This window comes from Bacillus sp. JH7, assembly GCF_001563515.1.
Taxonomy (GTDB): domain Bacteria; phylum Bacillota; class Bacilli; order Bacillales; family Bacillaceae_G; genus Bacillus_A; species Bacillus_A cereus.
Genome location: NZ_LPUS01000011.1, coordinates 289,850 through 313,954, shown reverse-complemented (window position 1 = coordinate 313,954; position 24,105 = coordinate 289,850). Strand labels below are relative to the sequence as shown.

Genomic DNA, 24,105 nt, shown 5'->3' with positions numbered 1-24,105 from the left:
GGGCCTTTTTTATTTACTTATTAAAGTGCTGTAAAATCGCTTCTACAATACGCTCTGATGCACGACCATCACCGTAAGGGTTAGATGCTTTCGCCATCTTATCATGAGCTTCTTTATCTGATAACAGCTCATCAGCAAGATCAAAGATTGTCTCTTCGTCTGTTCCTGCTAATTTCAGCGTACCTGCTTCAATACCTTCAGGGCGCTCTGTTGTATCACGAAGAACAAGAACTGGTACACCAAGTGATGGAGCTTCTTCTTGTACACCACCAGAATCCGTTAACATTAAGTATGAACGAGCTGCAACATTGTGGAAATCAATTACATCTAGCGGCTCAATTAAATGAATACGGTTATGTTCACCTAAAATTTCATTTGCTATTTCACGAACAACAGGGTTCATATGAACAGGGTACACAACTTGTACATCTTCATGTTTGTCAACAAGACGCTTAATTGCACGGAACATATTACGCATCGGTTCACCTAAGTTTTCACGGCGGTGAGCTGTCATAAGTACAAGACGATCATTTCCAAGTTTCTCTAGTACAGGATGACTATATGTTTCTTTTACAGTCGTTTGTAGCGCGTCAATCGCTGTATTTCCTGTGATGAAAATACGTGACTCATCTTTATTTTCCTTCTGTAAGTTCGTTGCTGATTTTGCTGTCGGTGAGAAATGAAGATCCGCCATTACACCTGTTAATTGACGATTCATCTCTTCTGGGTATGGAGAATACTTATCCCACGTACGAAGGCCCGCCTCAACATGCCCTACTGGAATTTGATTATAAAAAGCAGCTAAACTTGCAATAAATGTTGTTGTTGTATCACCATGTACAAGTACAATATCCGGCTTCGCTTCTTTCATTACTTTATCCAAACCTTCTAAACCACGCGTTGTAACATCAATTAAAGTTTGGCGGTCTTTCATAATATTTAAATCGAAATCTGGCGTAATTCCAAAGATACTTAATACTTGATCTAACATTTGGCGATGTTGTGCTGTTACAGTCACAATCGATTCAATTTTTTCTGGGTGTTTTTGCAACTCTAATACAAGAGGTGCCATTTTAATTGCTTCTGGACGTGTCCCAAAAATTGTCATTACTTTTAAACGTTCAGTCATGTGATTGCCTCTTTTCTTTCACTAATTACAGCTTCTATTATGACATATAAAAATATGCATGAGTACATCCCTTTTTAACGCATAACAGAAACTTTTCTATTACAAATACTTTTTCTTCCCACCGAGTAATAATCTATCTTTTGTTTCTTAACATCTTCATCAGTATAACAATTTCTCCCATCAAATAAAATAGGCTCCCTCATAAGTTGTACGTACTTTTCTAACGGATAAGTTTGAATATCTTCCCATTCTGTTACGATAAAAACCGCACTCGCATCTCTAATCGATTCATCTATACATCTACTATATTGTATAGCATCTCCAAATATATTCTTTACATATTGAATTGCTTTTGGGTCATAAAGAACAATATCTGCACCTATATTAATTAATGCTTCTATTATAATAAGAGATGATGCCTCTCTAATATCATCCGTATTCGGTTTAAAGGATGCGCCAAGAACTGCAATTCGCTTTTTATTCATGTTCATAACTTTTTTCGCTTTTTCAATCAATAGCAGCTGTTGCTTATTATTTACTTCAATAACTGCTTTTAACAAACGAAAATCATGAGCAACATTTCCCGCAATTTGTACCAGTGCTTTCGTATCTTTCGGAAAACACGACCCTCCGTAGCCAATGCCCGCATTTAAAAAAGATGCACCGATTCTCTTATCCATTCCCATCCCTTTGGCAACATCCAATACATTCGCGCCTACCTTCTCACATATATTTGAAATTTCATTAATGAAACTAATCTTTGTAGCTAAAAAGGCGTTCGACGCGTATTTAATCATCTCCGCACTTTTAATATCTGTAACATACGTTTCTAAGCATAATTGACTATACAAACTCTCTACTCTTCTTGCTACTTCCTTACTATCCGCTCCAATTACAATACGATCTCCATGAAAGAAATCATAAATACCTGAACCCTCACGCAAAAACTCTGGATTCGATACGATATGTACTGTATGCCTCTCTTTTAACTTCTCCTCAATCCATCCCTTCATTACATCATTTGTGCCTACTGGAACTGTACTTTTCGTAACAACAATAATATCGTTCGTCGCATATAATCCAATATCGTTACAAGCACTCTGAATATACGTTAAATCTGCCGTCCCATCTAATAAAGGTGGTGTTCCAACTGCAATAAATATAAACTCTACATCATCAAATGCCTCTTCTTTATTTGATGTAAAAGTTAAAGCATTATTCTCATATGCATAATTTATTAATTCATGTAATCTGGCCTCATAAATAGGTAAATCCCCTTGTTTTATCCGTTCAATTTTTTCATCATCTATATCAAAACATGTAACTGAATGCCCTAATTTTGCCAATCCTACTCCTGTAATCAATCCCACATATCCAGTACCTACTATCGTAATTTTCATTTCCTTTTCGCACAGGAATTTACAATAGAAAAGATATGAAAATTAGAATTCTCCCTGCGCTTCCCCCTCTCATATTAAAAATGAGAAAACCCTTTTCCTTCTTCATTATATGAATTACTTCCCTTACTTTTTTTTAAGTTTTTGTAAAATTAAATGCACTATAAAGTAAAACTTAATCAGTGAGAATCAGGCTGCCAGGTCACGTGTGATAAATTCCCACATTTTAACATGAAACTTACTCATTTCTACGTGCAACACTTATAATACTGAAATAAAAGTATTCACTATTGAAGAAAAAGAGGAAATGTTACATTCCAAAGCCCAGTACGATTAACCTTCTTATATGATTCAACATTCTATATACAATTGTCATATATTCTATCCGCTTCCATTAACCGTAAAAAGAAAAAAAGATTGAATTCTAATCTTTTTGTGATACCATATGTTATGAGCCTGTAAATAAACATCATAATTTTCAGATAAATATATTTTCAAAAAAAAATTACGTTAGACTATAAAGGGTGGGGTATTAATGGACTCACAAGTGATTTATGCCATTTTGGCATCATTCATCACTGTACTCGTCGTTACTCCTTTAGTTATTAAATTAGCTTTTAAAATAGGAGCGACAGATAAGCCAAACGCACGTAAAGTGCACCAAAAGATTATGCCACGTCTTGGCGGGTTGGCAATATTTATTGGTGTAGCTGTAGGATTTGTTGTCGGCGGCTTATATGAACAAAGAATGTTATCGATAACGCTAGGTGCGATTATCATTGTAATCATCGGAATTTTAGATGATATGTACGAGTTATCTGCGAGAGTAAAATTCGGTGGACAACTGTTAGTTGCCATTATGATTGTAAAAAGTGGATTATTAGTGCAAGTATTATATATCCCATTCCTTGGGGATACTGAACTTGGATGGCTTGCTTATCCAATTACAGTATTTTGGCTTGTAGGTATTACGAATGCAATCAACTTAATTGACGGCTTAGATGGATTATCTGCTGGGATTTCATCTATCGTACTTGCAACGCTAGCATATATGGCCTTCACTAGCCCATGGGGTACTGGAACAGCTATTATATTGCCACTTGCATTAATTATATTAGCAAGTACAATTGGATTTTTATTCTACAACTTCCATCCAGCAAAAATTTTCATGGGAGATACAGGAGCACTATTTTTAGGATACTGTATTTCTGTTATATCGTTACTTGGATTATACAAAAGTGTAACGTTATTCAGTTTTATCGTTCCAATTATCATTTTAGGTGTACCTATATTTGATACGATATTTGCAATCATCCGTCGTATCGTAAATAAAAAACCTATTTCAGCACCAGATAAATCGCATTTACATCACCGCTTACTTGCAATGGGATTCTCTCATCGCAAAACGGTACTAATTATATACGCATTCGGTATTTTCTTTAGTGTAAATGCCATTATTTTCACTAGTGCAACGTTATGGTTATCCATTATTCTTCTTTTCGCTTTGATTTTCTTCACAGAAATCATCGCTGAAATAATCGGGCTTGTACATGAACGCTACAAACCAATCATTTCCTTTTATAAAAAAGTGAAAAAACGCGAAGACTAATTGTAGTATAGCCTTTTCAATTATGAAATATTCAAATAGCATCCTCTTTCTTATAAGAGGATGCTATTTTTTATTCTCATTTTATATTTCCAAAATATAGATTGTTTGAGAGTTCCTCTATTGGAGAAAGCTATACATAATAAGAAAAGTATCAAGTTTTCTTTTTTACATCTTGATTGTCAAACTGAGGGTGAATGTTATGATCAAGCGAGTATTTCAATGTATTATTTTATTTTTAACGATTACTATGTACGTATCATCTAATACTGAAGCAACAACTGTTATTCCTGCTGAATATCATCCAAATACTGAAACAACTTCTCCTACACAAAAAATTGCGTACTTAACATTTGATGACGGGCCAAACAAATATACTACACAAATTTTAAACATCTTAAAAGAAAAGAACGGAAAAGCAACTTTCTTTGTTATTGGTGGAAAAGTGCCACATTACACAAAAACGATGCAACGATTAATTAAAGAAGGACATTATATCGGGCTCCACAGCATGTCACATGATGTAAAACGCCTTTACACTGGTGACCCTTCCACTTTAATTGCAGAAATGGAGCAAACACAAAGCATTGTCCAGCAAGTTACGAAATTAAATACACATCTCGTTCGCGTTCCATATGGTAGTATGCCTTACTTAAAAAAGAATTACCGTGACGCACTTGTATCGGCCCAGTATAAAATGTGGGATTGGACGATCGATACATACGACTGGAAAAGCTATGACAATCCTTCTGCCATACTCGAAAGAGTACGTAATCAAAGTGATGAACAAGTCGAAGTCATTTTAATGCATGATTCGAGTGTAACCGTACAAATACTGCCAAAAGTAATTGATTATTTACAGTCACAAGGATACAAACTTCTTCCCTATAATCCTTCTTCTCATCTCAAGGTGAATTTTTGGAAAGACACAAGATTGTAACAGCTTTAGCGCCTATGTGCTAAAGCTGTTTTATTTTTCTCTTCCCACCCTTCCCATTTTTGTGTAAAATTTTAAATAGTGATGAAGTTTCGAGGTGAATAGAAATGAAACGAATAGATCTCATTTTTAACGCAATACAAAAAGGCAATTATACAGAAGGTGTAACCGCATCAGAACTCGCTACATTTTTGCAACTAGATCGCGCCAATGTAAGTAGCGATTTAAACAAACTTGTAAAAGATAAACGTTTATTAAAAACAAATACGCGACCTGTTCGTTTTTACATAGAAACGAACACTTCGTTGGAAACGCATTCAAAAGACATAACTTCATTAGATACATTTGCAATTGAAAATACGAGCCTTAAAATTGCAATTGAAAAAGCGAAAGCTTCTATTCTCTATCCTCCAAACGGTATGCATACTTTACTACTGGGAGAAACAGGGGTCGGAAAGTCTATGTTTGCTTCTTTAATGCACGAATATGCAATTGAAGTTGAACAGCTTCCCAAAGATGCACCATTTATCGTATTTAACTGTGCTGATTATGCAAATAATCCACAGTTACTACTCGGGCAATTATTTGGGATTAAAAAAGGAGCTTATACAGGAGCAAGTGATCAAAAAGGGTTAATTGAAAAAGCACATGAAGGAATTCTTTTCTTAGATGAAGTACATCGCCTTCCTCCAGAGGGACAAGAAATGCTTTTCACCTTTATTGACCGCGGAGTATACCGCCGCCTTGGAGAAACAGAGAACGAACGTAAAGCACAAGTATTAATCATTACTGCAACAACAGAAGAACCAAATTCATTTTTATTAAAAACATTTACAAGACGTATACCAATGACTGTTACGCTGCCACCACTTCGTGAGCGTACACATAAAGAGCGCTTTGCTTTACTACAGCTATTTTTCACAAATGAAGCAATTCGTCTGGGAAAAGACATTCACGTTAGCCCAAATGCAATGCGTGCTTTCGTCTTTTACAATTGTCCCAATAACATTGGTCAATTAAAAACAGATGTTCAAATTGCCTGTGCGAAAGCCTATTCTGATTTGGTCACAAAGAAACGTGATTCTGTCTATGTTTCAAGTACAGATTTACCTTGGTATATGAAAGAAGGATTGTTCATTGAAAGGAAGAGCCGTCACTTATACCAAATACCAAATGAAACATTTGTATTTACAGGTGAGGAAGGTTGGAGTAATCATAAAACAGAAGATGAAAAACGCTCTTCTATTTACGATTATATTGATTATAAATACGAAGAACTTCAAGCACGTGGTATTGAAGAGGAAGAATTAGAATTACTAATAGAAAATGATGTTCAAAGCTTTTTCGTACAATATTTTAACCAAATATCAAAAAAAACAAGCCATGAAAATGTTTTTAAAATTGTGGATCGTAATATCGTTTCCGTATGTGAAAAAATAGCGGAACTTGCTGAAAAGCATTTATCTAAGACGTTTGATGAAAAAGTATTTCTCGCTTTAAGTTTACATGTACAGACAACTCTACAACGTTTACAAAGCGGAAAACAAATACATCACCCACAATTAAATCAAATTCGTACGAAATATAAAGAAGCTTTTTCCGTAGCTATGCAATGCATTCAACTACTGGAGGAAGAATTACAAATAACAATGCCTATTGATGAAGCTGGCTTTTTAACAATGTTCTTCGTTGTTGATCCAATTCCTGCCTCACAAACAGAAGTAAAAGTATTAATATTGGCACACGGTAATGGCATCGCAACTGAAATGGCAAACGTCGCAAACGAACTTCTCGGCATTGAGGAAGTAACCGGTATTGATATGCCGTTACACGAATCACCGAAAGATTTCTTGGAACGTGTGAAAGTGTATATGAAAACACTACAAAATGTAAATGGGCTTCTCTTACTTGTCGATATGGGGTCACTTGCTTATATCGGTGACATATTAGAAACGGAGTTCAAAATCCCTGTACGTGTTCTCTCGATGACGAGCACACCACACGCACTAGAAGCAGCTCGAAAAGCTCAGCTCGGTTATTCATTAGATGCGCTGTATGAAACAGTAAAAAATTTAACACCATTTTACTTAAACGTACAAGAAGAAAAGAAAAAACCTCTCTCTCCAATGAAATCTGTTATTTTAACAGCTTGCTTAACTGGTGAAGGAAGTGCTTTAGCTATTCAAAAAATGTTAGAGAACTATTTACGATTTGATAAAGACTTAATTGAAATTATTCCGATTAGTATCGTCCATGAAAAAGATTTAACGAAAATGATTGAGAACATAAAAAAAGAGCGTAACATCATTTGTATCGTCACGAATTTCGATGTGCAAGTACCATGCTTAACATATCATTTCCAAGACATCGTAAACTACACAGCGATTCAGCCCATTCAAGAATTAATTACGTATGAAGAAACATATGCAAAAATGGCGGATATTCTTGAACAACAAATGCAGCGTAACGATGGAGCATTACTAATCAAAACAATTCGTTACGCATTAAATACAATCCAAGAATTAATTTCCTTACAGCTAACTCCTGATAGCTTAATGGGTGTTATTCTGCATATGAGCTGTATGGTTGACCGTCTTCAAAAAGGAGAAAGCCTTCTTCCTCACCCTGATAAAGAGAAAAGAAGACAAGATGAGTACTGGATGTATATGAAAGTAAAAAAAGCGTTGCAACCAATTGAAAATACATTTGAAATACAAATACCAGATGACGAAGTATTTTACGTTATGGACTTCTTTATTAAAAATCAACCTGTGAAAAATTAATCGAGGCAGTTTTTAAAAATATCGACCGTAACGCGAGTTATATCAGCGATTATTGAAATATATCGGCGCAACTCATATTATATCAGCGATTTTCAAAATATATCGGCGTAACTCATATTATATCAGCGATTTTCAAAATATATCGATTTACCGACAATAATTGCTAAAACTAGCACCTTATATAATGAGAAAAGGCTGTTCCAACATATGGACAGCCTTTTCCTCTATTTCTTTACTTTTCTAACTCGCCCTCTTATTTCTCCTCTTTTTTGTGATTTCGTATGGACATTAACATATACATTTGCTTGAATAATTTCTTGAAGTAAATGTACAAATGATTTCCCTTGTAAAGGTCCCTCAAAATCCTCCACATTCACTACACCAGTAATACTTCCCTCGTTCAAGCTAATCCCTTGCTCCAGTGGACCATACAAATATAAAACAACAGGACCAATTTGAGTAGACTTCCCTAAATGAATTTGACACGATGTAACCTTTTCTATATTTTTTAGTATTACTCTGTAATGCAATTTCGTTAAATCATCACTAAAAATAAACTCTGCTACCCCAAAAGCTTCTGTATTTACAGGAGGCACTTCCCTCTTACCTGTTAACCTGGCAAAGAAATGTGTTGTCATAAGGCATTCTCCTTATATAAATTTCCCAGCACTACTTCTACTACTTTATGGTTTAGACATAATCATTTATGACTTTTTCAATTTTAATTACAAAGAAAAGATTCACAAAATCTTTACATTAGATTTGTTCCTTTTGCTTTACCACTTCTTGTATAATGCACATAGCAAAAACATTCTAGGAGGTTATTTTGAAAAAAAACAAACACACCTTTCACACATTATTAGAGATTTTTCTCGTCTCATTTAAATTAGGACTTACTTCATTCGGCGGTCCTGTCGCTCATCTTGGTTATTTCCACCACGAATACGTGCAAAAAAGAAAATGGATGGATGAACGAAGCTATGGAGATTTAGTAGCACTATGTCAATTCCTTCCCGGTCCTGCCAGCAGTCAAGTCGGTATGGGGGTTGGATTATTACGGGGCGGGCTTTTAGGAGCTATTATTTCATGGATTGGATTCACTTTACCGTCTGTCCTTGTTTTAGTTTTCTTCGCCTCATTCCTTAATCAGTTCGATCTTGGGAGTGCTGGCTGGATTCATGGACTAAAACTTGTAGCAGTCGCTATTGTCGCTCACGCCATATGGGGAATGGCGCAAAAGTTAACTCCAGATCGCAACCGTGCGACGATTGCGATTGTAACTGCCGCAATCGCCTTATTATGGCCAAGTAGCTGGACGCAAGTAATCCTCATTATAATATGTGGCTTTATCGGTTGGTTTTTATATCGCAACCAACCAATTAGCCAATCTCAAAATATAAGAGTACCTATTTCAAAAAAGATAGCAGTTTCTTGTCTCGTCTTATTCTTTGGACTATTACTACTGCTACCAATATTAAGACCGTTCTCTTATTACATCGCTTTATTTGATAGTTTCTATCGCTCTGGCGCACTTGTATTTGGAGGAGGACACGTCGTGCTGCCCCTTCTTGAAGGTGAGTTCGTACAAAACGGCATGATGACGAAAGAACAGTTCCTAGCTGGATACGGATTAACACAAGCAGTACCAGGACCACTATTTACATTCGCCTCTTATATAGGAGCAGTGTTAAACGGGACGCTTGGGGCAACAATCGCAACAATTGCAATTTTCCTCCCTGCTTTCTTACTCGTTATTGGTGTTTTACCATTTTGGAACAGCGTGAGAAAAATATCATTCATACAAGGCGCACTACTTGGAGTCAATGCCGCTGTTGTCGGTATTTTAATTGCCGCTTTTTACGATCCCATTTGGACGAGTACAGTTATGAATGCTTCAGATTTCGTTTTCGCTTCGCTTCTTTTTTGCTTACTAGCTTTTTGGAAAACACCACCTTGGGTTATCGTTATACTCGGGGCATTTGGCGGATATATTCTATCCATTTTATAAATAAAAAACGACGGCATGATGTAGCCGTCGTTTTTCTATTAAAACTTCACAAGTTCTATCCCTTCAGGCAACTCACTCTCTGTTAAAATACGCAATTCCTTCACACGATCCATTACGTAAGAAGAACGCTTCACAAGCTCTGGATCAATATAAGCTGGATGAACCATAATTTCTACCGTTTGTTCACCTTGTACTCTTTCTTTTAACTTCACAAAGTAATCTTCCTTCACACCATCCGCATAAAAGTCACTGTAAAATACATCAGAAAATGGATGCACCGCTCTATCTTCCCCACAACGACGAATTGGAACATTATATTTAGCTGCTAATCTCTCAAGAACATCGTGTAAGATCGGTAATCCGTGTACATGATGATGACTATCTAAATGAGTTGGTGTTAATCCGTAAGATAGGAATTTCTCAATTTGAGCAGTCCACTCTCTCTCAACTTCTTCTGGATTTATATTCCCTTCCCTTACAACACTTTGTTTATGAAACGATCCGTCGCTACCTACAAGTGATGGTACGTCTCCAAGAAGTGATTCACCTGCTGTTAATACGAGATGTACGCCTACTCCGAGTAGGTTATACTCTTTCGCTAAGCGTACCGCATGCTCTGTTCCTGGCATATTCATCATCATCGTCGTTGAATTTACAAGTCCATTTATATGCCCATCAATAATGCCGTAATTTGTACCTTCTGTAAGACCGAAATCATCTGCATTTACAATTAACTTAATCATCATAATACCTCCTAATAGAATAAAAAAAGCGGGCTAAATAGCGCCGCTTTTACTTCTCTACCTTTTTAAAGAACTGTGGAAGATACTCTTTATGTGCTTCCAACATTTCATCTAAAATTTGTTTTGCAACTTTATCTGATGGTACAAGTGGATTGATTGTCATAGCAAGCAGCGCCTTATGATAATCCCCTGTAACAGCAGCTTCAATTGTTGTGCGCTCGAATGATTTAATTTGTTGTACTAAACCGCGAACTGGTACTGGAAGATCTCCAACTGCAATTGGTTTTGGGCCTTCTTTCGTAATAATACAGTTCACTTCAACAGCTGAATCATGTGGTAAGCTTGCAATTGTTCCGTTGTTTCGTGTATTAACAGGCTGGATATCACCTTTATTATTGTAAATAGACGTAATTAAGCTACATGCTGCATCACTATAATAAGCTCCGCCACGTTTTTCTAATTGTGGTGGTTTAATATCTAAGTTCGGGTCTTTATATAACTCAAATAAATCATTTTCTAATTGTTTTACTACTTCTGCACGTGTACCTTTTTCAACAGAAGCCTCTTTCTCTTCTTCTAACATTTCACGTGTTTTGTAGTAGTAACGATGGTATGGACATGGAATTGCACGAAGTCCGCGAATAAAGTCTGGTTCCCAGTTAAGCGCTGCGATATTTTCCATCGTAATTTGCTTTTCTGGATCTGTCACAAGCTCTAACACACGATCCATTACACTTACGCCATCTAAGTATACATCTAGTCCGTATACCATATGATTTAAACCTGCGAAATCAACGTGGACACGACTTGCATCTACTTCAAGTAATCTTGCAAGACCCATGCGGATTCCGATCGGAACGTTACATAGACCAACTACTCTTTGAATATTTGTATAACGAAGGACAGCCTCTGTTACCATACCAGCTGGATTTGCAAAGTTAATTAACCATGCATTCGGACAGAGCTCCTCCATATCTTTACAAATATCTAAAATAACAGGAATCGTTCTCAACGCTTTAAATAGACCACCAGGACCATTTGTTTCCTGACCGATTACATCATATTTTAACGGGATTGCTTCATCTTTTGCACGTGCTTCTAATAACCCAACGCGAAGTTGTGTTGTTACGAAGTCTGCATCTTTTAATGCCTCACGGCGATCAAGTGTTAAATGAACCTCGATTGGTAAACCTGATTTTTTCACCATACGTTTCGCTAAGTTACCAACGATTTCTAACTTTTCTTTTCCTGCCTCAATATCTACTAACCAAATTTCACGAACAGGAAGCTCATCATAACGCTTAATAAATCCTTCAATTAACTCTGGTGTATAACTAGATCCACCGCCGATTGTAGCAATTTTAATTCCAGTCATGCTTTATTCCCCTTTCGCTTCAAACTTTTTATAAAGATCGATAAACTCTGCTGCTAATTCTTTTACTGTAATCGCATTCATTAAATGATCTTGTGCGTGAATTAAAAGAACACTAACCTCTGTTTTTTCTCCTCTTGCTTCTGATTGTATGAGCTCTGTTTGGAAATGATGCGCTTCATTAATCGCTTCTTTCGCCTTTACCATCGCTTCATCTGCTTCTACCATTTTCCCCTGTTTGGCAAATTGAAGTGCCTCCATCGCAAAGCTTCGTGCGTTACCACTATTTAAAATTAATTGGAATGGAATTTGTTCTGCTGTAGTCATCATAATTACCGCCCTCTCTATAAGGTTCAACCGATTTAAATACCCCTTCAGTTTGAACATGTCTATTAAAGTATGAATTTATTAATGATAGTTTAGTGTTCATATAGATGTTTTTCATCTTTTTGAACATGATATAAAGGTAATTGTTCTCACAGACACTGTTGCCTGTGAGAACAATTACTATGTTACATAGGTAAAGAATTACTATTACCTTGTGCTGCTGCTTTTTCAGTACGAACAACTGAACGGTCACATAACACAACGAATGGATAATAAATTACCATTGCAATTACAAAGTTGAATAACTGTAGAATTGCACCAGAAATATGTCCACCTGTTACAAGATAACCACTAATAATTGGTGGTGTTGCCCATGGAATCATCACAACTGTTTTTGGTACCCACCCCATAGATATAGCTGTATAAGAAGTAATTACTAATACAATTGGTGTTAGGATAAAAGGTAAGAATAAAATTGGATTTAAAATAATTGGTGTACCAAATATTACTGGTTCGTTAATGTTAAATGCACCAGGTCCAATTGATAAGCGAGATACACCACGTAATTGTGCACTTTTTGCTACGAGTAATACCACTACTAAGAATGCTAATGTCGCACCAGAACCACCAAGGTATACGAAAGTATCAAAGAATGGTTTTGTAATAATATTTGGAACATCAAATGCAGATGTACCACCTTTGAATAAATTCATATTTTTCTCTAATGCCGGTAAGTATAATGGCTCAATAATACCACCAACGATATTTGGCCCATGTAAACCGAAGAACCAAAGAAGATGAACAAGGATTACAATGATAATTGCACTTGGTAATGTCCCTGCTAAACTTTGCAGTGGTGATTGAATCGTATTAAAAATAAATTCATGAACACTTGTACCAGATAATTTCACTGCTAATTGAATACCTGCAACTACTGTTAAGATAACAAATGCTGGAACTATAGCTGCGAAAGATCTTAAAACTGCTGGTGGTACTCCATCAGGCATTTTAAAAGTAATGTTTCTTTGTACAAAGAAGCGGAATACTTCAGTAACAAGGAGTGCCACAATAATTGCTACGAATAACCCTTGTGCACCTGTCCAAGCTAAGTTCAATCCGCCTTCTTTCGGTGTTGTTGGTGTAAGAATAATTAACGCACCAAATGAAATAATACCTGCTGACAAACCATCAACGCCGTAAGATTTTGCTAAGTTATAACTTGTTGTAAATGCTATGATTAGTGCTAGAATCGCGAAAGAACCAGTCCACATTCCGCCGCCGACTTGTTTCCACGTTTCACCAAACAAACCTTTCATGAAATCTTGGAAAACTTCAGATGGAAAACCATTAATTAGTGATGCCAGTGCACCAACTAAAATAAGTGGCATCACTGCAATAAATCCGTCACGGATCGCAGCTAAGTGACGTTGCGATCCGATTTTACCAGCGACAGGAACAATATATTTCTCCATAAATGCAATAAACTTTTGCATTTCGCTTCCCCCCTAATTATTTTTTAAGTGTTAATGCGTGATCTAAAACTGCTTCTCCATTCATCATGCCGTAGTGCATTGGATTGATAACGTCGATTCCAACGTTTTTCTCGTCAGCAAGCGTTTTCATTGAAGAGAGCATATAACGAACTTGTGGTCCTAGTAATAATACATCAGCTTGGTCGATATTGTTTTTTACTGCATCCCCAGATACAGCCCAAATCTTTCCTTCTAGACCGCGAGCTTTTGCAGCCGCTTCCATTTTTGTAACTAGTAAACTTGTAGACATCCCTGCTGAACAACATAATAAAATATTCATTTGAAAATCCCCCTTGTGTAGTATAAAAAATTTATGTTTATTTATTTTTCTTTACGCTATTTATTAAAGCAATTAGCGTGCCAACTTTTCAAAACCACTAAAATCAGTGCTTTTTCGAGCATTTTCTTTGTGTGTTAACGCTTTCAATTAGTGTGTCGTCCAAAAAACACACAGTGTGTTATAAAACAACACGCTTTTAACACATAACTGTATGAAAATAGATTAGTGTTTAGTCGTCTAGTTGTGTTTAACATGAAAAAACACTAAAAAAACTTTTTCAATGAAAAATAATTCATTATTTTAACCCACTATTTAGTGAAATAAAAAAACCTTGCATAAGCAAGGTTCATTCATCCACCGACATCTTCCTATATAACTCTACAAACTCACTCGCTAATTCTTTCACCGTAATTGCATTCATTAAATGGTCTTGCGCGTGTACCATTAAAAGAGTAACTTCGGTCTTTTCGCCACCAGCCTCTTTCTGGATAAGCTCCGTTTGTACGCGGTGCGCCTCCTTTAATTCCTCTAGTGCTTCTTGTAATTTAGCTTCAGCTTCTGTAAACTCCCCACGCTTCGCACAATCAATTGCTTCCATTGAACAACTTCTCGCGTTTCCCCCATGCAAGATTAAATGAAAAGCTTTCGTCTCTATCGTATCCATTGTAGTTCTTTACTCCCCCTTTTCTTCCGCCAGTTTTTGTTTATCCCATATTTTTAAGAACGGTAAATAAATGAAGAATGCTAGCGCAAAGTTAACAAGTTGCAAAATAACACCTGAAATTTTCCCGCCCGATCCTAAATATCCACTAAAAAGAATAGGTGTCGTCCAAGGTACAGCGGCCCCACTCGGACGTGCAACCCATCCCCATTCCATTGCAAAGTAAGAAACAATTGTTAGCACGACTGGAACTAATATAAATGGAATTAGTAAAAGTGGGTTCATCACAATCGGCATACCAAAAGTTACCATCTCATTAATATTAAATATACCAGGTGCAATTGACAATCTCCCTAAACTTTTTAATTGTTGACTTCGTGCAAATAGTAACATTCCGACAACTAGAGCAAGCGTTGCACCAGAACCGCCCATATAAATCCATAAGTCAAAAAACTGTGCCGTAATCGTATTTGGTACATCTTGCCCAGCTTGAAAAGCAACTCGGTTTTGATCCATTAACGACAACCAAACGGGGCTCATTACACCACCAACAATAGTAGCACCATGAATTCCACAAGACCAAAGAACATGAACGAGAATAACTGCTATTATCGCGCCCCAAAGACTAGCACCAAGTACACTAAGCGGTTCCTGTAAAATTTGTCCTACAATATTATGGATACTGCCAAAAGAAGTATTTTCTATAATTAAGCGTAAAATCCAAATAACTGTTACAACAATAAATCCTGGAACAAGTGCTGCAAATGAACGCGTGACAGCTGGTGGAACTGTCTCTGGCATCTTTATAATTATCTTTTTTTGTACAATAAACCGATAAAGTTCAGTAGATATAAGTGCAATAATCATTGCTACAAATAACCCTTGGCTTCCCATTAATGCAGCTGGGATAGCGCCTTCTACAAGTACACTTTCTTTTGTACTTGGTATAATATATGCAACTTGAAATGGAGTCGCAAGTAAAAACGTCACAAGCGACAATGCCCCGGATGCTAAAGCATCTACTTTATAATACTCTCCAAGTCTGTAAGCGATTCCAAAAACAGCTATTAAAGCCATTATATTAAAAGTTGCACTAACTGGATACCCTAAAGCTCGCTGCCAATTCTCCCCAAACAAACCTGCCATAAAATCGTTATATCCCGGTATCGGCAGTGCACTAATAATGAGGAAAAACGATCCAATAATTAAGAAAGGCATCGTTAAAATAATTCCATCTCGAATTGCTTGTAAATGCCTCTGCTCTGCAACCTTCCCTGCTACCGGCATCACATACTTCTCTAAAAACCGTATCATCTATCCCACTCTCCTCATGGTTTCATTAACAAAGCTGCTTGCAAGATAGCTTCTCCATTACAAAGTCCGTAATGAACAGATTGAATGACATCAACAGGTATCCCTTTATCCTTACATAGTTCTTTCATTTTCGGTAATAAATAACGTACTTGCGGTCCAAGTAAAAGGACATCAGCTTTATCAATATGACTATTCACTTCAGAACCTGATACTGCCCAGATTGTTACTTCTATCCCTCTTGCCTCTGCTGCTTTCTCCATCTTTGTAACAATCAAACTGGAAGACATTCCCGCTGCACAGCAAAGTAAAATATTCATCCCGCTTCCCTCCCCCTTTTTCTCTACCTAAGTTATGGTGCATCCCTTGCCACCACTAGGTTACAAATATATATGTCTAGATTTCCTGCTGTATGCCGAGCTTAAAAACAAAAATTTCTTCGTTTTCACGCTATTCCATTTATCCGTATTCTCCTAGTAAAGAGGACGCTAACTCGCTATAATAATTCAGTATGATTTTTTTAATTGATAGGAGGATATATTTATGAAGGCATATCGCTTTCCACTTATTTTGTTATCTTCTATCCTAATTGGTGGTTTCATTGGTTATTTCATGGGTGCCGATGCAGTTGCTTTAAAGCCGCTTGGTGACATTTTCTTAAACTTAATGTTTACGATTGTTGTACCTCTAGTGTTCTTTAGCATCGCATCGTCTATTGCTAATATGGATGGATTAAAACGTTTCGGTAAAATTATGTCTAGTATGGCTGGGACTTTCTTATTTACAAGTATTTTAGCTGCTATTTTTATGATTATTGTCGTGAAAGTATTCCCGCCAGCACAAGGTGTTGTACTAGAACTAACACAACCTGACAAAGCCGGCAAAGCTGTTAGTGTTGCAGATCAAATCGTCGGTATTTTAACAGTATCTGACTTCTCGAAGTTACTATCTCGTGAAAATATGTTAGCTCTTATTTTCTTCTCTATCTTAATGGGGATTGCAACTTCAGCAGTTGGCGAAAAAGGAAAGCCATTTGCTACATTCCTACAAGCTGGTGCAGAGATTTCAATGAAGGTTGTATCTTTCATTATGTACTACGCTCCAATCGGACTTGCTGCTTACTTCGCAGCATTAGTTGGCGAATTCGGACCACAACTTCTTGGAACTTACTTCCGAGCAGCAATGGTATACTATCCTGCTTCTCTCATTTATTTCTTTGTATTCTTCACATTCTATGCATACCTTGCAGGTCGCAAACAAGGTGTACAAGTATTTTGGAAGAACATGGTCTCTCCTACAGTTACATCACTTGCAACTTGTAGTAGTGCCGCAAGTATTCCAGCAAACTTAGAAGCAACAAAGAAAATGGGTATTTCTTCAGACGTTCGTGAAACAGTTGTCCTTCTTGGTTCTACTCTTCATAAAGATGGCTCTGTTTTAGGCGGCGTATTAAAAATTGCTTTCTTATTCGGTATTTTCAACATGGAATTCGAAGGACCGAAAACATTAGCAATCGCACTTGTTGTTTCTCTATTAGTAGGAACAGTAATGGGCGCTATTCCAGGCGGCGGTATGATTGGTGAAATGTTAATCGTTTCTTTATATGGCTTCCCGCCAGAAGCATTGCCAATTATCGCAGCAATCAGTACAATCATTGATCCTCCTGCAACGATGTTAAACGTAACAGCAGATAACGCTTGTGCCGTAATGACAGCTCGCCTTGTAGAAGGTAAGAACTGGATCAAAAACAAATTTGCTTAATAAATAGAAAGAGGATGCTCCAAACGAGCATCCTCTTTCTTTGTTGTTAATCCATTCCGCCACAAATTTGTTAAAACCTTCACAAATATTCCACACCTCTTATCCATTCTCCGTACTATAATCATGTATGGAAAAGGAGATGGACACAATGACACAAAGCGCACCAGAATTTAAAGTTTTGCAAAGCATTGCATTTCTCGCTGTCGTTTTGCAAAGTTCTTTATTATATACAATGAATCAAGGAAATGTCTTACTTGAGCAATCCCTCATTATGGGCATGCTATTTAATCTTGCAAAATTCTCAGCACCAGCATTCATATTTATCGTTGGATTTCACTTAATTCGTCACTATACAAAGCAATTAGTATATAAAGAATATATTTCCGAAAAAGCGATACACTTACTCATTCCTTATTTCTTTTGGTCTATTCTTTACTTATTAACAACAAATAATCTTATTACGTTACAAAGTGGAATAAAAAGTTTATTACTCGGAACAGCCGCTCCCCATCTTTGGTACGTTATTATGATGTTCCAAATTCACTTATTGTTCCCTTTACTATGCACACTTTTTTATTGGTTTCAAAAACGAACAGAAAATAAAAAAGACATATATAAATATATGACCTTTTTCGCTTGCCTATATTTTCTATTAATGTGGTTCTCTTCTCACTATATTTTTAATGGAGAAAAATTAACAAGTTCAACAATTTTACATTATACAGATCGATCATTTCTATTCTACTCATTCTATTTCGTTATGGGCGGCATTGCCGCTGTAGCACTAAAAACTTGGCGTCTATTCGTCATGAAACATATCCCGCTTATAACAATATTATTTTTCATCTTATTTTTATTCATCAATTATGAGTTGTTTAGTTTTTACGGAGCAAACTCTATTCATTTAACTGTTTCTACCTATTTAAAACCATCTATGTTTTTATATATCGTATGCGAAATTATCATACTGTATGTGTTATCTATTATGATAGTACAGCGTCGTGGTTTCTTATATAAAACGTTACGTTTCATTGGTAATTACACGTATGGTGCTTATTTAGCTCATTTATTCTTCTTGCAACTATGCACAAAACTTCTTTCCTTATTCACACTGCAAGAAAATACTATATTATATGCCCTATTACTATTTGTGTTAACGGCCATTATCTCTATTTCAACAATGGTCATTTGTAGCACAATACCATTTCATACTTGGATTACAGGGCCTTCTCCTACAACAAAGATGAAATGGACGAAGGTTGTATTACGAAAAAATCATAAAAAACTATTCAAGCCATATATTTGATATAATAATACGCATATAAAAAGAAAGCGAGAGACACCTATGATTAATCAAGTTGGACAAATTATGCTATATGTAAATAACCAAGACGAAACAGTACAATTTTGGACAGAAAAAGTAGGGTTCCAAATCATTGCGGAAGAAAATAACGGAAACGGATTCCGCTGGATTGAAATTGCACCGGCGAAAGAAGCAGGAACAAGCATCGTCCTTCACGATAAAGCGTTAATCGCGAAGATGCAACCTGAACTAAACCTAAATACGCCTTCACTTATGTTCTTCTCAAATGACTTAGACCGTCTATATAAAGATCTTTCTGAGAAAAATGTCACAGTTGGACAGGTTGTAGATTTACCTACTGGTAGAGCATTCAACTTTGCTGATAATGAAAATAATTACTTTGCAGTAATGGAACGCAAATAAAAAATAAGCTATCCGAAAAAATCGGATAGCTTATTTCATTTTAAGAAACTTGTTCTACATTCGTTTCTCTATGCTGTATATGACTCGTGATCCAAGCAATTCCACCGGCAACAACGAGATAACATAACAATATTAAAATTTGCATTTGTAATTGCGACCAATCTCCTAAAGAAATAACATCTTGTAATCCTCTAAGAGAATGAGACATTGGGAGAAACTGTCCAATTTTGCTAAGAACAGCTATGTTTAATTCTCCTGGGAAAGTACCTCCGCTCGTCGCTAATTGCAGGACAAGAAGCGTTACCGCTAAGAACTTTCCAACAAGACCAAATACTGTTACTAGCATAAGAATAAATGTCATAAACGTAAAGGAAATAACAATACTTGATAAAACAAAGAGTGGCACACTTGCGACTTCTAATTTCATAACACCTAGCACAACTACATCTACGAGTAGCGCTTGAATGAGTCCAATTAAATATACCAATCCTAGTTTATTAATAAAATGTACCGTTCCGCTTACCTTCATGTTTTGTCTGCGGCCAAGAGGTAAAATATTCGATGCCATAATTCCGCCAACATAAAATGCAAGTGATAAGAAATATGGTGCAATGCCTGAACCGTAGTTAGGAACGTCAGAAACTGTTGACTTCACTAACTGAACTGGCTCTGAGAACATCGTATTGCGTGCATCATCATTACGAACATCCGCTATCTTCTCTGCGCCCTCTCCTAATTTCGTAGAAAGTTCTTTCGCACCATCATCAAGTTTAACAAGTCCATTTGTTAATTTACTAGCACCGTTATTCAGCTCCGTTCCACCACTCGCAAGCTGATTTACACCTTCTTGCAGGGATGTAAATCCATTTCCCCACTTCATAAATCCATCAGCCAAATTCGATGCACCATCTGCTATCTTTTTCGTTCCAGCAGTAGCTTCATTTAACTTAAATCCGAATGTATTCATGCCTTCTTCAATCTTATGTTGACCATCAGTTAGCTTCTTCGCACCTTGTGTCAATTGTTGTTGGCTATTATTTAAAGTACTTGTTGCTTTAGCTAGTCCATTAGACGTAGCAACAATTTTTTGAAAAGCGGGATCTTGCTGCACTTCTGGATGATTTTTCACGTACTCTTCTAATTGTTGTTTCACACTATTAGCCGCCCCATCCGCTTTTACTTGCCCTTCAGCAAGCTTCTCACTTCCGCTCACCCATTCATTTGTACCAGCACTTAATTCACTAACTCCTGATTGTAACGTTTTTTCACCTTGTGCTAATAACTCCATACCACTATGAAGTGATGTCGCTCCTTGACTCAGCTCATTTGCTCCCCCCGTTAAGGCAGATTGGCTAGACGCAAGCTTGTCACTTCCTTCTTTCAATTTCGATGTCCCGTCACTTAAACGATCAATACCATTCGCAAGCTGATTCGCTCCATTTTTTGCATCGGTCGTTCCTTCATGTAACTTCTCAGCACCATTACTTGCATCACTCAACCCTTGTGCCAAATCTTGAAACTTTGAAAAAACACCTTCTGTATATGATTTCGTAATACTGTTTGAGATTTTTGTTTTCATATTTTCAACAGCTGTCGTTCCAATTTGAGCCGCTACAAAGTTTTTACCTGGATTTACTTTGTACTGCAACTTTGCTGGCTCTGGTTTCTCATCCATAAGTGTACTTACCTTTTTAGAGAAATCTTCCGGAATCGTAACAACCATATAATATTTATCTTCTTTTAACCCTTCATCCGCACTTTTTTCTGATACGAAATGAAAAGCCAATTCCTTATTCTCTTTTAAATTTTTAACAAAATCGTCTCCTGCATGAATTGTTTTTTCATCCATCGCAGCACCCTTATCTAAATTCACAACCGCAACAGGTAATTTATCTAATTTTCCGTACGGATCCCAATATCCAGCTAAAAAGAATCCTGAATAAATTAACGGAACGATTAATAAAAAAATTAAAGCGATACGTCCATGTTTATGGTGCCACATCGCTTTCCAATCTTTAAATATAAGTTTAATTCCCTTCATGAAACATACTCCTCTTCTAATTTAACACCCTTCGAATGGTTTAACAGATTTACTATACACGTCACTTTACATACTGTATAATACATCTTTAATTATTAATTCATTCCTTTTGGTCTATAGAAAGGAGACTCGAAATGGAACTGCTCCAGTTAAAATACTTTCAGACAGTTGCACGACTAGAACACATGACAAAGGCAGCTGAAGAATTGCATATCGCGCAACCTTCACTCAGCAAAACAATTGCTAGACTCGAAAAGGATTTAGGAGTCCCTTTATTTGATCGCCAAGGCCGACAGATTACTTTAAATTCTTTCGGAAAAGTATTTTTAAAACGAGTAGAACGTATTTTTCATGAATTAAGTGAAGGGCAACGAGAAATTAAAGATTTAGCCGAATTACAACAAAGCTCTATTACACTGGCCGTTTCTATTCCAAGAATATTACCAGAACTACTTGGCTCTTTTTTACTAGAACATCCTAACGTTCGATTCCAACAATTTCTTGCATCCACTCCTTCTATGAAACGACAACTAGATAATATAGAAATTGACTTTTGTATCTCCTCTGTGCCAATTGAAGGTGAGGAGATTGTTTGGGAACCACTTATTACAGAAGAAATTTTCTTAGTCGTCCCTTCAGGCCATCGTTTATCAGGCCGAAAAAATATCCACCTGCATGAAGTAAAAAACGAACCGTTTATTAGTATGAACACTGGCTATGGATTTCGACACTTAACGGATGAATTTTGCAAAGAAGCTGGTTTCACTCCGCATATTGCTTTTGAAGTAGATGAACCGACCGTGATTAGCGACCTCATTAAGCAAGGTCTCGGCATCGCTTTTGTTCCAAGTTTAACTTTATTAAAAAACTCTACTTTAGCATCAAGCAAGTTGCGTATTATTGAACCAAATTGTCAGCGAACCATCGGATTAAGTTGGTCAAAAAAACGCTACTTATCAAAAACAGCTCAGCAATTCCGTGAATTCGTGATTGATTACTTCTCCAACATTAGGACGTAAAATTATATCAACAAATAAAAGTTGCCACCCTCATATGGTGGCAACTTTTATTGTTCACTCTTTTTTAATTCCATTTCAGCTAAAAGTGGTAGTACATTATCAAAAATATGCGTATTATTATTTTCACCTGTTACATATCCACCATAATATCTACTAAATACGTTATCATTTCGGAATGTGGCCATATGATCATACAATTCTTTCGCAAACTTTTTATCACCTGTTTGTAGTACGTACAAAATCGTTAATCCGTATGCGGCTGGCGATTCATAATTCACAGTTTGTTTTCCCGTTTCTAAATTGTAACGACCGTATAGCTTTCCATCCTCCTGGAATTTCTTCTTTATAAATTCCAAATAAGCAGTTGATGAAAGACCACCTAAACTTCGATGATATGCAACGTATGATTGGTCAATAAGATTGACTTCTTTATCGTACGTAAATGTACCATCTTCTTTATACTCTTTCGGGAATGCCCAGCCATGCCTTGGATAGTCCGCTAAAAATTGAACGACTTCCTGATATTGCTGAGCAGAAACTTTGTCGTACTTCTTCATATAGGAGAATGCACGTGGATTTATGTATGATGTTGTTACAAAATTATTTTGTTTCCCTGCATCTGCATCATAATAATCAACATAATAATTATCTTTTTTATTATAACGAAGTACAGCATCACTTAATTGATCGGCAAGGTTTTTATAACGCTCTTCCTTATACATTTCATAAGCACGATATAATTGTTCTATAATACGAAGATCATCTATAAGTGCATTTGTAGCTGACTGCCTCTCTCCCTTTTCAGAGAGTTTCCATAAAACGATATGATTCTTATATACGAAATTATCTTGAATAACCTTTACTTGCTCATCAAATAACGCCTGATCATCTTTATCAAGTGTATATTGTAACCATAATCCCGCTGATTCTGATAAAGCTTCACGTCCCTTTGCTTCACCCGTACCTGCCTTAGTATCTACTAAACGGTACGTGGCAAGCGTTCCATTGTCATTCACCATATGTCTTAAAATAAAATTTTCTGTACGGTTTCCTTGTAAAGCTGACCAAAATACAATTCCACCTAAAGCGATCAAGAAGATAATTCCAATCCCTATATATAAACGTTTCCGCAATCTTTTCACCTCCCTAGTAAGGCTAACCTTAATTTTATCAGAACATACATAAATTTAAAAAAGACAATCCACTAGATTGTCTCCCCCATTTCTATCCCTCGTAAACCTCTTTAGAAGGTTTATATAGCGATTGTACAAGCCGATCATATTCACGACGTGTAATCTCTTTATTATATAGCTTCAATAATAAATCTCTATGCTCTTTTGAAAATGCCATCTTTTTAATGACTTCAGGATACATAAAACACCCTCTCCATTTCACATAAACTTCTTCTTTTTGAAAAATAGAACTTATGTTCGCATAAAAGATTATAAAAGATTCCTGTAAAAAAAACAAAC

Annotated in this window: 22 protein-coding genes; 8 read left to right on the top strand and 14 right to left on the bottom strand. The window is 36.4% G+C overall.

What is annotated here, in order from left to right; translation table 11 throughout:
- Positions 1–13 precede the first annotated feature (13 nt).
- Together wecB and AU379_RS18890 are read right to left on the bottom strand one after the other, a co-directional pair.
- Positions 14–1,129: a UDP-N-acetylglucosamine 2-epimerase (non-hydrolyzing) gene (gene wecB / locus AU379_RS18895; protein WP_061139625.1), complete on the bottom strand. Its 1,116-nt coding sequence runs from the start codon at positions 1,127–1,129 to the stop codon at positions 14–16.
- Between the two features lie 74 nt (positions 1,130–1,203).
- A complete protein-coding gene (locus tag AU379_RS18890) occupies positions 1,204–2,529 on the bottom strand; it encodes a UDP-glucose/GDP-mannose dehydrogenase family protein (RefSeq protein ID WP_061139624.1) in 1,326 nt (441 codons plus the stop codon).
- A 532-nt stretch (positions 2,530–3,061) separates the two neighbouring features.
- On the opposite strand from AU379_RS18890, the gene AU379_RS18885 reads away from it, so the two are divergent.
- The 3 genes from AU379_RS18885 (at position 3,062) to AU379_RS18875 (ending at position 7,852) form a co-directional block, all read left to right on the top strand.
- Positions 3,062–4,135, top strand: coding sequence for an MraY family glycosyltransferase (locus AU379_RS18885; protein WP_000378319.1), 1,074 nt, complete (start codon positions 3,062–3,064; stop codon positions 4,133–4,135).
- A 199-nt stretch (positions 4,136–4,334) separates the two neighbouring features.
- Positions 4,335–5,072, top strand: a complete 738-nt coding sequence (locus tag AU379_RS18880; RefSeq protein ID WP_000597152.1) for a polysaccharide deacetylase family protein — start codon at positions 4,335–4,337, stop codon at positions 5,070–5,072.
- A 104-nt stretch (positions 5,073–5,176) separates the two neighbouring features.
- Positions 5,177–7,852, top strand: coding sequence for a sigma-54-dependent transcriptional regulator (locus AU379_RS18875; RefSeq protein WP_000820963.1), 2,676 nt, complete (start codon positions 5,177–5,179; stop codon positions 7,850–7,852).
- 224 nt (positions 7,853–8,076) lie between these two features.
- On the opposite strand, the gene exsM is transcribed toward AU379_RS18875, so the two are convergent.
- Entirely contained in the window at positions 8,077–8,490 is a 414-nt protein-coding gene (gene exsM / locus AU379_RS18870; RefSeq protein WP_000207046.1) for an exosporium regulatory protein ExsM, read from the bottom strand.
- A 188-nt stretch (positions 8,491–8,678) separates the two neighbouring features.
- Between exsM and AU379_RS18865 the strand changes: the two genes are divergently transcribed.
- Complete coding sequence (locus AU379_RS18865) at positions 8,679–9,860, top strand: chromate transporter (RefSeq protein WP_050964582.1); 1,182 nt, start codon at positions 8,679–8,681, stop codon at positions 9,858–9,860.
- Between the two features lie 38 nt (positions 9,861–9,898).
- Here the strand turns inward: AU379_RS18865 and chbG are convergent, their stop codons facing one another.
- The 8 genes from chbG to AU379_RS18825 all read right to left on the bottom strand — a co-directional run bounded on the left by chbG (position 9,899) and on the right by AU379_RS18825 (position 16,406).
- Positions 9,899–10,603 (bottom strand): chitin disaccharide deacetylase, encoded by a 705-nt coding sequence (gene chbG, locus AU379_RS18860; RefSeq protein ID WP_061139623.1) that lies wholly within the window; start codon positions 10,601–10,603, stop codon positions 9,899–9,901.
- Between the two features lie 49 nt (positions 10,604–10,652).
- Positions 10,653–11,978 (bottom strand): 6-phospho-beta-glucosidase, encoded by a 1,326-nt coding sequence (celF, locus tag AU379_RS18855; RefSeq protein WP_000145762.1) that lies wholly within the window; start codon positions 11,976–11,978, stop codon positions 10,653–10,655.
- Between the two features lie 3 nt (positions 11,979–11,981).
- Positions 11,982–12,305: a PTS lactose/cellobiose transporter subunit IIA gene (locus AU379_RS18850; protein WP_000989058.1), complete on the bottom strand. Its 324-nt coding sequence runs from the start codon at positions 12,303–12,305 to the stop codon at positions 11,982–11,984.
- A gap of 182 nt (positions 12,306–12,487) precedes the next feature.
- On the bottom strand, positions 12,488–13,795 hold the full coding sequence (celB, locus tag AU379_RS18845; RefSeq protein WP_001168837.1) for a PTS cellobiose transporter subunit IIC: 1,308 nt from the start codon (positions 13,793–13,795) through the stop codon (positions 12,488–12,490).
- 16 nt (positions 13,796–13,811) lie between these two features.
- Entirely contained in the window at positions 13,812–14,114 is a 303-nt protein-coding gene (locus AU379_RS18840; protein WP_001023563.1) for a PTS sugar transporter subunit IIB, read from the bottom strand.
- Positions 14,115–14,460: 346 nt separating this feature from the next.
- Complete coding sequence (locus tag AU379_RS18835) at positions 14,461–14,778, bottom strand: PTS lactose/cellobiose transporter subunit IIA (protein WP_000379645.1); 318 nt, start codon at positions 14,776–14,778, stop codon at positions 14,461–14,463.
- 9 nt (positions 14,779–14,787) lie between these two features.
- Entirely contained in the window at positions 14,788–16,089 is a 1,302-nt protein-coding gene (gene celB, locus AU379_RS18830; protein WP_000617782.1) for a PTS cellobiose transporter subunit IIC, read from the bottom strand.
- 14 nt (positions 16,090–16,103) lie between these two features.
- Positions 16,104–16,406 (bottom strand): PTS sugar transporter subunit IIB, encoded by a 303-nt coding sequence (locus tag AU379_RS18825; RefSeq protein WP_001023554.1) that lies wholly within the window; start codon positions 16,404–16,406, stop codon positions 16,104–16,106.
- A gap of 223 nt (positions 16,407–16,629) precedes the next feature.
- Between AU379_RS18825 and AU379_RS18820 the strand changes: the two genes are divergently transcribed.
- From AU379_RS18820 to AU379_RS18810, 3 genes are all read left to right on the top strand, one after another.
- On the top strand, positions 16,630–17,847 hold the full coding sequence (locus AU379_RS18820; protein ID WP_000649376.1) for a dicarboxylate/amino acid:cation symporter: 1,218 nt from the start codon (positions 16,630–16,632) through the stop codon (positions 17,845–17,847).
- Positions 17,848–17,995: 148 nt separating this feature from the next.
- Complete coding sequence (locus AU379_RS18815; RefSeq protein WP_000194320.1) at positions 17,996–19,153, top strand: acyltransferase; 1,158 nt, start codon at positions 17,996–17,998, stop codon at positions 19,151–19,153.
- A gap of 39 nt (positions 19,154–19,192) precedes the next feature.
- Positions 19,193–19,573 (top strand): VOC family protein, encoded by a 381-nt coding sequence (locus AU379_RS18810; RefSeq protein ID WP_000610162.1) that lies wholly within the window; start codon positions 19,193–19,195, stop codon positions 19,571–19,573.
- 40 nt (positions 19,574–19,613) lie between these two features.
- Here AU379_RS18810 and AU379_RS18805 read toward each other — a convergent pair whose 3' ends face one another.
- On the bottom strand, positions 19,614–21,614 hold the full coding sequence (locus AU379_RS18805) for a YhgE/Pip domain-containing protein (protein WP_000676213.1): 2,001 nt from the start codon (positions 21,612–21,614) through the stop codon (positions 19,614–19,616).
- Positions 21,615–21,748: 134 nt separating this feature from the next.
- On the opposite strand from AU379_RS18805, the gene AU379_RS18800 reads away from it, so the two are divergent.
- On the top strand, positions 21,749–22,633 hold the full coding sequence (locus AU379_RS18800; protein WP_000421940.1) for a LysR family transcriptional regulator: 885 nt from the start codon (positions 21,749–21,751) through the stop codon (positions 22,631–22,633).
- Positions 22,634–22,680: 47 nt separating this feature from the next.
- On the opposite strand, the gene AU379_RS18795 is transcribed toward AU379_RS18800, so the two are convergent.
- Both AU379_RS18795 and AU379_RS30640 read right to left on the bottom strand, forming a co-directional pair.
- On the bottom strand, positions 22,681–23,766 hold the full coding sequence (locus tag AU379_RS18795; protein ID WP_001231654.1) for a hypothetical protein: 1,086 nt from the start codon (positions 23,764–23,766) through the stop codon (positions 22,681–22,683).
- 91 nt (positions 23,767–23,857) lie between these two features.
- On the bottom strand, positions 23,858–24,007 hold the full coding sequence (locus AU379_RS30640) for a hypothetical protein (protein ID WP_000283181.1): 150 nt from the start codon (positions 24,005–24,007) through the stop codon (positions 23,858–23,860).
- Positions 24,008–24,105 lie beyond the last annotated feature (98 nt).

Bases quoted from the DNA above. Each gene is read 5' to 3' on its own strand.
- chbG (WP_061139623.1), bottom strand. From the start codon at position 10,603: ATGATTAAGTTAATTGTAAATGCAGATGATTTCGGTCTTACAGAAGGT.
- exsM (WP_000207046.1), bottom strand. From the start codon at position 8,490: ATGACAACACATTTCTTTGCCAGGTTAACAGGTAAGAGGGAAGTGCCT.
- AU379_RS18850 (WP_000989058.1), bottom strand. From the start codon at position 12,305: ATGATGACTACAGCAGAACAAATTCCATTCCAATTAATTTTAAATAGT.
- AU379_RS18800 (WP_000421940.1), top strand. From the start codon at position 21,749: ATGGAACTGCTCCAGTTAAAATACTTTCAGACAGTTGCACGACTAGAA.
- celB (WP_000617782.1), bottom strand. From the start codon at position 16,089: ATGATACGGTTTTTAGAGAAGTATGTGATGCCGGTAGCAGGGAAGGTT.
- AU379_RS18880 (WP_000597152.1), top strand. From the start codon at position 4,335: ATGATCAAGCGAGTATTTCAATGTATTATTTTATTTTTAACGATTACT.
- AU379_RS30640 (WP_000283181.1), bottom strand. From the start codon at position 24,007: ATGTATCCTGAAGTCATTAAAAAGATGGCATTTTCAAAAGAGCATAGA.
- AU379_RS18815 (WP_000194320.1), top strand. From the start codon at position 17,996: ATGACACAAAGCGCACCAGAATTTAAAGTTTTGCAAAGCATTGCATTT.
- AU379_RS18835 (WP_000379645.1), bottom strand. From the start codon at position 14,778: ATGGATACGATAGAGACGAAAGCTTTTCATTTAATCTTGCATGGGGGA.
- AU379_RS18840 (WP_001023563.1), bottom strand. From the start codon at position 14,114: ATGAATATTTTATTATGTTGTTCAGCAGGGATGTCTACAAGTTTACTA.
- AU379_RS18875 (WP_000820963.1), top strand. From the start codon at position 5,177: ATGAAACGAATAGATCTCATTTTTAACGCAATACAAAAAGGCAATTAT.
- AU379_RS18890 (WP_061139624.1), bottom strand. From the start codon at position 2,529: ATGAAAATTACGATAGTAGGTACTGGATATGTGGGATTGATTACAGGA.
- AU379_RS18825 (WP_001023554.1), bottom strand. From the start codon at position 16,406: ATGAATATTTTACTTTGCTGTGCAGCGGGAATGTCTTCCAGTTTGATT.
- wecB (WP_061139625.1), bottom strand. From the start codon at position 1,129: ATGACTGAACGTTTAAAAGTAATGACAATTTTTGGGACACGTCCAGAA.
- AU379_RS18805 (WP_000676213.1), bottom strand. From the start codon at position 21,614: ATGAAGGGAATTAAACTTATATTTAAAGATTGGAAAGCGATGTGGCAC.
- AU379_RS18885 (WP_000378319.1), top strand. From the start codon at position 3,062: ATGGACTCACAAGTGATTTATGCCATTTTGGCATCATTCATCACTGTA.
- celF (WP_000145762.1), bottom strand. From the start codon at position 11,978: ATGACTGGAATTAAAATTGCTACAATCGGCGGTGGATCTAGTTATACA.
- AU379_RS18820 (WP_000649376.1), top strand. From the start codon at position 16,630: ATGAAGGCATATCGCTTTCCACTTATTTTGTTATCTTCTATCCTAATT.
- AU379_RS18810 (WP_000610162.1), top strand. From the start codon at position 19,193: ATGATTAATCAAGTTGGACAAATTATGCTATATGTAAATAACCAAGAC.
- celB (WP_001168837.1), bottom strand. From the start codon at position 13,795: ATGCAAAAGTTTATTGCATTTATGGAGAAATATATTGTTCCTGTCGCT.